Source organism: candidate division KSB1 bacterium, from assembly GCA_034505495.1.
GTDB lineage: Bacteria > Zhuqueibacterota > Zhuqueibacteria > Residuimicrobiales > Krinioviventaceae > Fontimicrobium_A.
Window position 1 is genome coordinate 27,025 of the sequence record JAPDQV010000017.1, and the last position, 12,274, is coordinate 39,298.

Sequence of the window (12,274 nt, forward strand, 5' to 3'; positions counted from 1 at the left end):
CGACGACAATAAGACGCCTTTCGACAAAAGCGACGATGACCTGTCAGGCTATCTGGCGGTCGAGGACGGTTTGGAAAGCAACGCCGTACGAGCCGTTGTCTGCGACCTGGACGGTACCATGTGGATCGGTACTTTGATGGGACTTCATTATTGGTTCGGCGGCAAGGTGGGTATCCGGTATAATGTCATCAACGACAATATCCTTTCCCTGTTCGTCGATCCGCGCAACAACAAATGGATCGGCACCGGCGGCGGTTTGAGCGTTCTGGACGCCGACAACTATAGTTGGACGCACTATTCCACTTCCACCAGCCCGTTGACCGCGGATGTCGTGACCTGCTTTGCCCTCAACGACGCCACCGGTGAAATGTACATCGGCACAACCAACGGCTTGTCGATTTTGGAAACACCCTTTACAAGGCCCGCCGCCAATTTGGAGGCGGTCTACGGTTACCCGAATCCCTTTATCATTGATCAGCCGGGAGCAAAGTTTTATATCGATCGCCTGGCCGTGAATTCGAGCGTCCGCATTTTCACAACGGACGGCTATTTGATTCGGACCATTCCGCAAAGCCAAGTCTTGGGAGCCCGCGTGGCTTGGGACGGTAAAAACGACCAGGGGGAGGACGTTGCCGACGGCATCTATATTTTTCTTGTCACAACCCGCGAAGGCGCCGTCAAGGCGGGCAAGGTTGCACTTATACGGCGTTAAGCAGCCGTAAAGGATCGTTGAAAAAAATATGAATTTTGCAACAAAATGCTTGCAAGCCTGTACGTAAAAAACTATATTCTCATTGACGAACAGCAGATCTGTTTCGGAGAGGGTCTGAACATTATTACCGGCGAGACGGGGGCGGGCAAGTCCATTTTGTTGGATGCTTTGGCGGCGGTTTTGGGAGAATCGCCGTCGAAAGACAAGATACGCAGCGGCGAGAACCGTGCGGTGTTCGAAGCGGTTTTTCGCATCGCGCCGACCCAGGAGATTCGCGAACTCTTGGCGGAAAACGAAATCGACATTGGGGAGGGTGAGCTGATCATTAGGCGTGAGCTTAACGATACCGGCCGCAGCCGCAGCTTTATCAACGATACTCCCGTACCCCTGCCGGTGCTGATCAAGCTGGGGGATTTGATGATCGATATGCACGGTCAACACGAACACCAGCTGCTGCTTCAGCCCTCGCGACACATCGACTATTTGGATGCCTATGCCCGACATGAAGATCTGCTCGCCGAGACCCGGGCTGCTTTCCAGGCGCTGAAGGAAAGCTTGGCCAAGCTCGATGAACTGATAGCTAAACAACGGGAGATCGAGCGGTCGCGCGATCTACTGCATTTTCAGTACAATGAGATAGCCGCCGTCAATCCCTCTTTGGAAGAAGAAGAGGAGCTGTTGCGGGAAGAAAAGATTTTGCGCAACGCGGAACGGCTTCAAGAAGCGGCCCTGAAGTGGTACGGCGAGCTTTATGAGAAGGACGGCGCAGCAGTAGAGGTTCTGAGCGCCGCCGCCAAGAATCTGGCCGAGCTGAGCGAAATCGACGCAGCGTTTCAGGAAATAGCCGGAGAATGCGAAAATGCGGCGGTGATGATCTCCGACGCGGCGCGTATGCTGCAAAGATATGCCTCTAAGGTTTTGTTCGACAACGACCGTTTAGAAGCGGTGCGGCAGCGTCTGGCGGCATTGACCGGACTCAAAAAAAAATACGGCGGAACCCTGCAGGCCGTTTTGGAACATTTTGCACGAATCCGCGCGGAATTGGGAGCAGCGGAAAATCTCCAGGAAGAGATCGCACGGCTCGAAGCACAAACGGAAGAGCAGCGCCGGTTGTTGGGCGAACTGTCGCTCAAGCTGTCACATAACCGGCGCGCCGCCGCAGAGTCGTTGAGTCGCGGCGTGTGCAGAGAACTTGCCGCGCTGGGCATGCCCGATGCCGAATTCTCCGTGCTTTTTACGCAGCAGGAAACCGACGGTCGGCTGTTTGTCCGCAACGGTGAAAAAAAGATCGCCGTAACCGGAAAGGGCACCGATCGGGTGGAATTCATGATTCGCACCAACCGCGGCGAGACGATGAAACCTTTGGCCGAAGTCGCTTCGGGCGGTGAGATTTCACGCGTCATGCTTGCGCTCAAGTCGTGCCTGGCCGCTGTAGATCAAGTTCCGGTACTGGTTTTTGACGAAATCGACTCCGGTGTTTCAGGGCGGATTGCCCAGGCCGTCGGCGTGAGTCTGCGCAAATTGGCGGCAGAACGGCAGGTCATCTGCATTACGCATTTGCCGCAGATTGCCAGTATGGCCGATCATCATTTTCTCGTCGAAAAGACGAGCGATGAATTGTTTGTGCGCACAACCATTCGTGAGCTGTCACAGGAAGAGCGACGAGAACAGATTGCGCGCTTGTTCGGCGGCGAGCGGGTAACGGAAGCGCATTTGCAGAGCGCCGCCGAGTTGATGCAGGAAGCAGAACGGCTGAGCCGCTTGGCTAATTGAACCAAAGGACTTAATGCGAGGTTGAAATGAACAAGATGCGATCATTGCGAACCGCAGCAAAAGTTCTTGTGATCTGTGCAACAGGACTTTTCTGGGTGTGTGCCCAGCAGGCCGTTCAGGCGCCGGGGGAAGACATGAGCAGTGAGGACGAGGCCTTTCGCGACGAGCTGTTAGCCCTTTTGGGTGAGGAGGGCGAGGGGGAAGTCGGAACCTTTACCCCTCAAGAAGAGCAGGCGCCGAGCGGCGAGGAAGACCTGAGCGCGCTGCTCTCTTCTCTGGAGGAGCAGCAGGTTCAGCCTATGCCGACAACGCCCGCGGAAGATAAGACCCGCACCGCCTTGATCGCCGAGATTCGGCGCCTCGAGGCGCTGCTGGAAAAGCGAAGCAGTCAAGTCGACAGTCTGAGGCGGATACTCGACAACCGCAATGCGCGAATCGCCGAACTGCAGGCGGCCATTGCTTCGGCGCGCCAGGCTGCGCCGGCCTATGCAGCAGCTCCCTTGGTCGAGCAGCCCTCGACGAGGGTCGTTCGAAGGGGAGGATTTGAACCGTTGCGCGGTTTCAGCGGTCCATTTGTCGAGAAATACAACACGGCGCGGCAGAAATTCGAATCGTTCGACTACCAAGGCTGCATCGATCTTATGAGCGAACTTTTGGCCTCGGAACCCAATCATATTCTGGCCGACAATGCCCAGTATTGGATCGGCGAGTCGTACTATGGGCTGAAACAGTATCAGAAAGCGCTGATCGAATTCCAAAAAGTGTTCAGCTACGAGGCAACCGATAAATATGATGACGCCCAACTGATGATCGGCCTGTGCTATGTCCGCATGGGACAGCGGGAACAGGCCCGCCAGGCTTTCCAAGAGTTTCTCAATACCTACGCCGGCAGCGAGTACACCGGCATCGCGCAACGTTATCTGCGGACTATTTAGGGCGCACTTTATCTATGATAAAAAGGGTCATGTCGGTTCAGAGTGACCCTTTTTTATTGTCGGTTCGACAAGGTGTTTACAGTTTAGGCTGTTTGATATTTTCGCTGTGAACCGATGATGAAAAGTGATGAAAGCAGGTTGTTCATATCAAGTTTGATCGATTTACTGACCTGTCAGCAGTAACCCAGAGGAGTGTTCTTGGATTTTGTCCATCTTCACAATCACTCGCATTACAGTCTATTGGACGGCGCCTGCCGCATTCCGGATCTGATCGACAAGGCGCTGTCGTTCAACATGTCGGCCTTGGCGTTGACCGATCACGGCAACATGTTCGGCGCCATCGAGTTTTACAAAGCCTGCCGGCAGAAAGGGATCCGTCCGATCATCGGCGCCGAAGTCTATGTGGCGCCGGGCAGCCGTTTCGATAAGGGGAGCGATAAAAAAGAGGGCCGCGCCTACCATTTGGTGCTGCTGTGCAAGGACGAGCGGGGGTATCACAATTTAATCAAACTGGTTTCGGCCGGCTATTTGGAGGGCTTTTACTACAAACCGCGCATCGACGAAGAGCTGCTGCGGAAACATCATGAGGGCTTGGTGGCGCTGAGCGCCTGCCTCAAGGGAGAAGCGGCGAACGCGCTTCTCAATCAAGGCTTTGACAAAGCGCTCGAAGTGGTGCAAAAGTACCGCGACATTTTCGGCGAGGATTTTTATTTGGAAGTTCAAAATCACGGCCTGGCCGAAGAGGAAGCGGTTCGTGAAGGCATGTACCGTCTGGCGGCGCAGACCGGCGTCAAAGCGGTGGCAACGAACGACATCCATTACTTGGAAAAAGATCATTGGGAAGCGCACGACATCCTGTTGTGTCTGCAGACCGGCAAGGACTTTGACGATCCCAATCGGATGCGGTATCAGTCGCATGAGCTTTATTTCAAGTCCCAGGATGAAATGGCGGCACTGTTTGCCGACCATCCCGAGGTGCTTGAAAACACACTCGAGGTCGCCGAAAAATGTCAGCTGGAGCTGACGTTGGGTCAATACAAGCTGCCCAATTTCACCATTCCCGAAGGCGACGACAGCAAAACTTTGGGCGAATACCTGCGCAAGTTGGCTTTCGAAGGCCTGAAAAAGCGGTATGATCCTGTGACGCCGCAGCTGGTCGAGCGGTTGGAATATGAGCTGTCGGTCATCGGCCGCATGGGCTATGAAGGCTATTTTTTGATCACGCAGGACTTTATTCAGTACGCCAAGAACAACGATATACCGGTCGGGCCCGGCCGCGGCTCGGCAGCCGGATCTTTGACCGCCTACTGTCTCGGAATTACCGACCTCGATCCCATTCGCTACGACCTCTATTTTGAGCGCTTTCTCAACCCGGACCGCATCAGCATGCCGGACATCGACATCGATTTCTGCTATGAACGGCGCGGCGAAGTGATCGATTACGTGAAGAGAAAATACGGCGAGGGCAGCGTATGTCAGATCATCACGTTCGGCACCATGGCGGCCAGAGCCGTTGTGCGCGACGTCGGCCGCGTATTGAAGATGAGCTATTCCGAAGTCGACCGCATCGCAAAGATGATTCCGGCGCAGGCCAAAAACCTTCAGGAGGCGCTGGATACCGTCAAAGAGCTCAAAGAGATTGCCGAGCTGGATGATCAGCACCGTAAACTGATTCAGCACGCGCAGGTACTGGAGGGCTTGGCTCGCCACGCCTCCATCCATGCCGCAGGCGTCGTCATCGCGCCGGGCGACCTGACCGATTATATCCCCCTCTACAAAAGCAAGGAAGGGTTCGTCACTACGCAGTACGAAATGAGCGTGCTGGACGATGTCGGCATGCTGAAAATGGATTTTCTCGGTCTGCGTACTCTGACGGTCATCAAGCGCACGATCGATGCGGTGCGCGCGAGGGGCATCGATATTGACCTCAAGACGTTGCCGCTGGACGATCCCAAAGTCTACAAGCTTTTTTCCGAAGGGCAGACCGTAGGCATCTTCCAGTTCGAAAGTTCAGGCATGCAGGAGTATCTGCGCAAGCTCAAGCCGAACTGCATTGAAGACCTGATCGCCATGAATGCGCTTTACCGGCCGGGGCCGATGAACATGATCGACGACTTTATTGATCGCAAATACGGCCGAAAAAAGATCGAATACAAACACCCGCTCCTGGAACCGATTCTAAAAAACACCTACGGCGTCATCGTCTACCAGGAGCAAGTCATGCGCATTGCGGTCGATATGGCGGGCTATGCGATGGGCGGCGCCGACACGCTGCGCAAGGTCATGGGCAAGAAGCAGATCGACAAAATGGAGCGTCAGCGCGAAATCTTTGTAGAGGGCTGCGTCGGGCGCGGAATCCCGCGCGAAACCGCCGAATCGATCTTTCAGGAGATGAGCGAATTCGCCAAGTACGGCTTTAACAAATCGCACGCCGCCTGCTATTCGATCGTCGCTTATCAGACGGCTTTTCTCAAGACCTACTATCCTGCCGAGTTTATGGCGGCGACGATCAGCAGCGAAATGGGCAGCACCGAGCGGGTGACCGTATTCCTTGAGGAGTGCAGGCGCATGGGGCTCAAGGTTCTGCCGCCGGACATCAACGAGAGCGGCTGGGATTTTGTGGTAACCGAAGGGGCGCTGCGCTTCGGATTGGGGGCGATTAAAAATGTCGGTACTGCCGCCGTCGAGGCGCTGGTCGCCGAAAGAAAAAGGAACGGCCCCTATCGGTCGCTGTTCGATTTGACGCGCCGAGTCGATACGGCTCAGCTCAACCGCAAGGTGCTGGAAAGCATGATCGAAGCGGGCGCTTTGGACAGTCTGGAATCGAATCGGGCGCGACTCTTTGCTGCCGTGGAAGCGGCTCTGGAATTCGGCCAACGCTGCAAAAAGGCCGAGAGCAACCGGCTGCAGCGGTCTATTTTCGATACCATCGACGAGAGTCCCGTCCAGATTGCCGAGCCGCCTCTGCCCGTCGTGGCCGACTGGCCGATCCAGGAACGCCTGGCGCGCGAGAAGCAAATCCTTGGTTTCTATCTCAGCGGTCACCCTCTGGACGATTACCGCGACGAGATCCGCGCCTTTTCCACGGTGCCGCTCGAACAGCTTGCCGAACTGAAGGATCAAACCACGGTACGGATATGCGGCATGCTCGGCGACCTCAAGACGCACTTGGACCGTAAGAATCAAACCATGGCTTTTTTCAAGATCGAGGATCTGACCGGCGCCGCCGAATGTGTCGCCTTTGCCGAGGTATTCGAAAAGAGCCGCGCCGCCATTGCCGATGGTCGCATGGCGGTCGTCAGCGGAAAGGTGAGCGTCAAAGAAGGGGGCGAAGCCAAGATCATTGCGCAGGAGGTACTGACGCTCGAAGACGCCCGGCCGCGCTTTACCCGCAGCCTCATGCTCAATTTGGAGCTCGAACAGCTGAATGAGGATGTGCTGCGCGAAATGCGCTCTCTGCTCGGCCTGTATCAAGGCGAAGTGCCTCTATTTTTCAAACTGGTCACCCCGCAGAACGGAAATTATCTGCTCAAGGCTAAAAATCTGCGTGTGCGGGCAGACCTTGATCTGTTGGAACGACTGCGGCAAATGGTCGGGCGACAGAACGTTTGGCTCGGCGTATAATCCCCAACCGGCGCTTGCAAATTAGGCCAAAAGTGGTTACATTTAAGGGAGTTAATGAAGGAACACGAGATGGTCGAAAAGCTGATTCAAGAGCTCAAGGAACTGGTGCAAAATCCGACTGAGGTTTTCCAGCGCCTGAAGAACGACGGGCGCTCGGTTTTTGATGTCCTTTCCGATCCCTTGGTCCACTTTGCCGCCATACCGGCCGCTGCGGGATTCATCGGCAAAGTCTTTGTCGGACAAAGCAAAGGGTTGACCGAATATGAGCATGTGTCTTTTTTCAGCGGTTTGTTGTGGGCGGCTCTCCTCTTCATTTTATCCATTATCGGTGTTTACTTTTTGGCATTCGTCGTCAGTCGCGCTGCTGAACAGCTCTACGGCAAAGCGGATGAAACCGCAGCCTTCAAGCTCGTCGTCTACAGCTACATTCCGCTGTTTGCGCTTGGAATTTTCAGCATATTGCCCGCACTTTCGGGACTTTACATCTTGGGCCTTTACGGCATTTATCTGTTTTACGTCGGCAGTCAGATTCTCTTGGAGTGTCCTGAAGAAAAGGCACTGACTTTGACCGTCATCTCCTCTTTGGCTGGTATTCTCACCGCCGTTTTGACCCAGCGTATCGCCGTCTCGTTGGTCTTTTGAAGCGCCGCGGCCGCCCTGCAAAAGCTGCAGTCCAGTTTGCGGTTTGTGCCGCAGCTAGGAATTTCAAACTCTGAGCAAAGCTTATGACACCCGTGCTCATCCTTGCGGCAGCTTTTCTTCTGGTCTTTTTGCTTTCCCTGTTCATTTCCGCCCGCGTGGCGCATCATGCCGGACGATTCTATTCCACCTTTGTTCATCCTTTTATTGCGTTGGTCAGTCTTTATTACCTTTTGGATGCTCTTTTCCGCCAAAAGGAAAGCCTCGGCAGTCCGTTTGCCGTTTTTTGGATTGCAGTGACGACAAGTCAAATGGTGCTGTTTTTTTATAAACAAGGTTTGCTGAAAAAGCAAAAAGGTCTGCAGAGGTCTTTATGAGTGATCAAGAAAATGAGCTTCAACTTATTATGGGCAATCGCCGTTTATCCCTCGTGGAGGGCGATATTACCAAATTGGCGGTCGATGCGATCGTCAATGCGGCCAACGAACGCCTGCAACACGGCGGCGGCGTGGCGGCAGCCATCTCGCGTAAGGGCGGGCCTGTGATTCAAAAAGAGAGTGATGAATGGGTCAAAGCGCACGGGCCAGTTAAAACCGGCAGCGCAGCCTATACCCATGCGGGAATGCTGAAAGCCAAGTATGTGATCCATGCGGTCGGGCCGATTTACGGCAGCGGCCAAGAGGATGAAAAGCTGGCATCTGCGGTGAGATCGTCTCTCGCTTTAGCCGAGGAGCTGGGAGTCAAATCCATCGCTTTTCCGGCAATCAGCGCCGGTATTTTCGGTTTCCCTATGGATCGCTGCGCCCGCATCATGATCCGCGAAATCGCCGACTATTTGCGGCGGGCCGGAACAGTAAAGGAGGTCATGCTCTGCCTGTGGGGAGAACGGGCGTTGATAATCTTTAAAGAAGCGTTGCGTGAATTTAAAAAGAGTTTTTCGAATTAACAGATTACTGCAGGTTACGCTATGAAACCGCTTTATGCCTTCTGGGCGGGCTTTTTGCTGGTCAACATCCTTGCCTGCACAGCCTCGGACCGCGTCCAATTTGTCGAGGCGGAGAATCAGATCGACGTGCTGGTGGACGGCAAACCGCTGACGTCCTATCGATGGGGAGGGAGCCTGACCAAGCCGGTCCTCTATCCGCTCTTTACGCCTGCAGGGATCAAGGTGACGCGCGGCTTTCCGTTTGAAAAGGTGGAAGGTGAAACCATTGATCACCCTCATCAAACCGGCTTGTTTTTTACCTACGATCAAGTGAACGGCAACGGCTTTTGGAACAACACGATTTTTCCGCCGCGCATTGTTCATACAGCCATTCAAGAGATGTATGGCGGGAAAGAAGGTGTTTTGTCCACCGAGTCGCTCTGGATCGACAAGAAAGAGACGCCTTTGCTGCAGGAAAAGCGGCGCATGGTCTTTATTCCCGATGATTCGGAGGTCGCCATTGATTTTTCGATCCGCCTGATCGCGCTTGTGGACAGCGTCGTTTTTGAGGATACCAAAGAGGGAATGTTTGCCGTCCGCGTTGCCCATTGGCTGCGCGAAGAGGACCAGACGGGTCAATATCTCAGCTCAAACGGCGACATCGGCGAAAAAGCGGTTTGGGGAAAACGGGCCGAATGGGTGCGCCTGGCGGGACAGAAAGAAGGACAGAAGGTCGGCATGGTCATCATGCACCATCCGAGCAGCGTCAACTTTCCGACCTTTTGGCATGCCCGCGCATACGGTTTGTTCTCCGCCAATCCGCTGGGACAGTACGTCTTTGAAAGCGCCCGCGGCGTGCCGAACGCAAAGCCATTCCGCCTGACGCTGAAAAAGGGCGAAAGTGCCCTGTTTCGATTTCGAGTGATCCTCTACGACGGCGTTCGCTCGGCCGAAGAAATTTCGGCGCGTTACAAGCTGTTTGCGCAAAATTAGGCGGAACTTTGCCCAATGCTTTCGATGTTACAGAAACGGAATTAAACTAGGATATACCAATGAAAAAGATGCTTATCATAGGGCTGATCACCCTCACCGTAAAGGCGTATGCCGGCGAGTGGCGCTGGCAGATCGGCCCGAATTTGACCTTTGCCTTTCCCGACCGCAAATTTGCCAACGTCACCGAAGTCGGCGAGGGGATGGGCGCCAAGTTCACCTACAACCTCAAGCGGCATCCTTGGATCAATCCGCGGTTCGATGTCGTTTATCTGTCATACGGGGAAAAGCGTTCGGCCGTCGGCTTTGGGAACGGTTACGGCTTTTTGATTCAGACGCGCAACGAGTCTTTTCAGGTCTCTGCGGGTCTGCATATTGCCAAGCCGAACGGCCAAATCCGTTACTATTTTTCACCCATGGCCGGTTTGTTCAACTATCGCGCCGTTACGACGCTGCCGGAGCTTTACTATTATTACGGCTTTCCGTACATGGACACGCACGACAGCCAGACCATTTGGGCGGCGCGCATGCAGATCGGCGCCTTGTTCGATATCGGTTTGGGCCCTCTGATCGATTTGGCACTGGGCTATCAGCACATGTTTAACGTCAGAACGCGTGTAGGTGAGGAAACGAAAATCGGCGACGCACACGATTTGATGGTTACGGTAGGATTGATGATCTTTTCCGGCAAACCGAAAACCAGGGAATGGCGATGAATAAGAAAGCTCATGAACCGACGGTAACTCCTGAACAAGTCGAAAAAATAGCCCGCAACCTGCATCACGATCCCTTCGAGATTTTGGGACCGCACCAAGTGACGATCGGCAGAGCCAAAAAATGGGTCGTACGGGCCTGGCTGCCGGATGCTGAAAAGGTATGGGTACGCACGCCGGATTCGCGCAAAGAAACGCCGATGCAGCCGGTCCATAACGAGCACTTTTTCGAAGCGGTAATGAGCTGGAAGGAACTGCCGCTCTATCAATTCCATGTGCGGGCGCATAACGGCCACGAACGTTATGTGCATGATCCTTATTTTTTTCTGCCGCAGCTCACGCCCGAAGATCTCTATTGGTTCGGCATGGGCGACCATCACAAAATCTATGAAAAGCTCGGCGCGCATCCGATGACCGTTAACGGCGTGCACGGCGTCTACTTTGCCGTTTGGGCGCCCAATGCGCGCAACGTCAGCGTCATCGGCGATTTCAACCAATGGCACGGCGGCAAGCATCAAATGCGGGTGCTCGGCAGCTCCGGTATCTGGGAACTGTTCGTGCCCAACATCGGCGTAGGCGAAAAATATAAATACGAGATCAAAGACCGGCACGGCAATTTCTACATCAAATCGGATCCTTACGGCTTTTATCATGAAGTAAGACCGGCTACGGCCTCGATTGTCTATGACATCAACAACTACGAATGGCACGACGAAGAATGGATGCACAAGCGCTTCACCACCGACCCTCTCAACAAGCCGATATCCATCTATGAAGTGCATCTCGGCTCCTGGCGCCGCGATCCGTCCAACCCGGATCGATTTCTCTCTTACCGCGAACTGGCGCCGCTGCTGGTCGAGTACGTCAAAGAGATGGGCTATACGCACATCGAGCTGCTGCCTGTACTGGAGCACCCCTTCGACGGTTCCTGGGGCTATCAGGTCACCGGCTATTACGCGCCGACTTCGCGCTACGGCACGCCGACCGATTTCCAATATTTCGTCGACTATTGCCATCAGAACGACATCGGCGTCATCCTCGATTGGGTTCCCGCGCACTTTCCCAAGGACGCTCACGGCCTGGCCCGATTCGACGGTACGGCTCTCTATGAACACGCCGACCCCCGCAAAGGCGAACACATGGATTGGGGGACATTGATCTTTAACTACGGCCGAAACGAAGTGCGCAACTTTCTCCTCGCCAATGCGCTTTTTTGGCTGGAAAAATATCACATCGACGGTCTTCGCGTCGATGCCGTGGCTTCCATGCTCTATCTCGATTACTCGCGCAAACCGGGCGAATGGATCCCCAACGAATTCGGCGGCCGCGAAAACCTCGAGGCCATCCATTTCCTCAAGCGGTTCAACGAGCTGATTTTCAATTACTTCCCCGGCATCCTTTCGATTGCCGAAGAATCGACCGCCTGGCCGGGGGTCTCGCGGCCTACCTACGCAGGCGGCCTCGGCTTTAATATGAAGTGGAACATGGGGTGGATGAACGATTTTCTCACCTATTTCAGCAAAGATCCCGTGCACCGCAAATATCACCAGAACATGATCACCTTTGCGCTGCTGTACGCCTTTAATGAAAACTTTGTGCTCGTGCTCAGCCATGATGAAGTGGTGCACGGCAAACGGTCGCTGTTGGACAAAATGCCGGGCGATTTCTGGCAAAAATTTGCCAATCTGCGCGCTTTGCTGGGCTTTATGTTCGGTCATCCCGGCAAAAAGCTGCTGTTTATGGGGTCGGAATTCGGCCAATGGCAGGAGTGGAACTATCGGCACAGTCTCGATTGGCATCTGCTGCAGTACGAACCGCACCAGAAACTGCAGAAACTCGTACGGGATCTCAATCATCTTTACCGCAGCGAACCCGCTTTATACCGATACGACTTTGAACCGCAGGGTTTTGAATGGATCGATTTTTCCGATGCCGACAACAGCGTCATTTCCTTTTTGCGCAA

Annotated in this window: 9 protein-coding genes and 1 pseudogene; all 10 read left to right on the plus strand. The window is 54.3% G+C overall.

What is annotated here, in order from left to right; genetic code table 11:
* A partial coding sequence (locus tag ONB24_08580; protein MDZ7316164.1) for a hypothetical protein occupies nt 1-712 on the plus strand: 712 nt, incomplete at its 5' end.
* A 45-nt stretch (nt 713-757) separates the two neighbouring features.
* On the plus strand, nt 758-2,485 hold the full coding sequence (gene recN, locus ONB24_08585; protein ID MDZ7316165.1) for a DNA repair protein RecN: 1,728 nt from the start codon (nt 758-760) through the stop codon (nt 2,483-2,485).
* Between the two features lie 26 nt (nt 2,486-2,511).
* Nucleotides 2,512-3,420 (plus strand): tetratricopeptide repeat protein, encoded by a 909-nt coding sequence (locus ONB24_08590; protein ID MDZ7316166.1) that lies wholly within the window; start codon nt 2,512-2,514, stop codon nt 3,418-3,420.
* A 198-nt stretch (nt 3,421-3,618) separates the two neighbouring features.
* Nucleotides 3,619-7,044 carry a DNA polymerase III subunit alpha gene (locus ONB24_08595; protein MDZ7316167.1) on the plus strand — a complete coding sequence of 1,142 codons (3,426 nt, stop codon included), beginning with the start codon at nt 3,619-3,621 and terminating at the stop codon, nt 7,042-7,044.
* A 54-nt stretch (nt 7,045-7,098) separates the two neighbouring features.
* Nucleotides 7,099-7,686: a YIP1 family protein gene (locus ONB24_08600; GenBank protein MDZ7316168.1), complete on the plus strand. Its 588-nt coding sequence runs from the start codon at nt 7,099-7,101 to the stop codon at nt 7,684-7,686.
* A gap of 83 nt (nt 7,687-7,769) precedes the next feature.
* Complete coding sequence (locus ONB24_08605; protein ID MDZ7316169.1) at nt 7,770-8,060, plus strand: hypothetical protein; 291 nt, start codon at nt 7,770-7,772, stop codon at nt 8,058-8,060.
* A complete protein-coding gene (locus ONB24_08610) occupies nt 8,057-8,629 on the plus strand; it encodes a macro domain-containing protein (GenBank protein MDZ7316170.1) in 573 nt (190 codons plus the stop codon). The genes ONB24_08605 and ONB24_08610 overlap by 4 nt, the downstream gene beginning before the upstream one ends.
* 21 nt (nt 8,630-8,650) lie before the next feature.
* Entirely contained in the window at nt 8,651-9,601 is a 951-nt protein-coding gene (locus ONB24_08615) for a PmoA family protein (protein ID MDZ7316171.1), read from the plus strand.
* Between the two features lie 59 nt (nt 9,602-9,660).
* The gene (locus tag ONB24_08620; protein ID MDZ7316172.1) at nt 9,661-10,314 is read left to right on the plus strand and encodes a hypothetical protein; all 654 of its coding nucleotides are present in this window, start codon (nt 9,661-9,663) and stop codon (nt 10,312-10,314) included.
* Nucleotides 10,311-12,274, plus strand: a pseudogene (gene glgB, locus ONB24_08625) (1,4-alpha-glucan branching protein GlgB). Before ONB24_08620 ends, glgB begins: the two are co-directional and overlap by 4 nt.

What these genes read in the sequence shown, in the direction of transcription:
- ONB24_08605 (MDZ7316169.1), top strand. Translation starts at nt 7,770, where the DNA reads ATGACACCCGTGCTCATCCTTGCGGCAGCTTTTCTTCTGGTCTTTTTG.
- recN (MDZ7316165.1), top strand. Translation starts at nt 758, where the DNA reads ATGCTTGCAAGCCTGTACGTAAAAAACTATATTCTCATTGACGAACAG.
- ONB24_08600 (MDZ7316168.1), top strand. Translation starts at nt 7,099, where the DNA reads ATGAAGGAACACGAGATGGTCGAAAAGCTGATTCAAGAGCTCAAGGAA.
- ONB24_08620 (MDZ7316172.1), top strand. Translation starts at nt 9,661, where the DNA reads ATGAAAAAGATGCTTATCATAGGGCTGATCACCCTCACCGTAAAGGCG.
- ONB24_08615 (MDZ7316171.1), top strand. Translation starts at nt 8,651, where the DNA reads ATGAAACCGCTTTATGCCTTCTGGGCGGGCTTTTTGCTGGTCAACATC.
- ONB24_08610 (MDZ7316170.1), top strand. Translation starts at nt 8,057, where the DNA reads ATGAGTGATCAAGAAAATGAGCTTCAACTTATTATGGGCAATCGCCGT.
- ONB24_08590 (MDZ7316166.1), top strand. Translation starts at nt 2,512, where the DNA reads ATGAACAAGATGCGATCATTGCGAACCGCAGCAAAAGTTCTTGTGATC.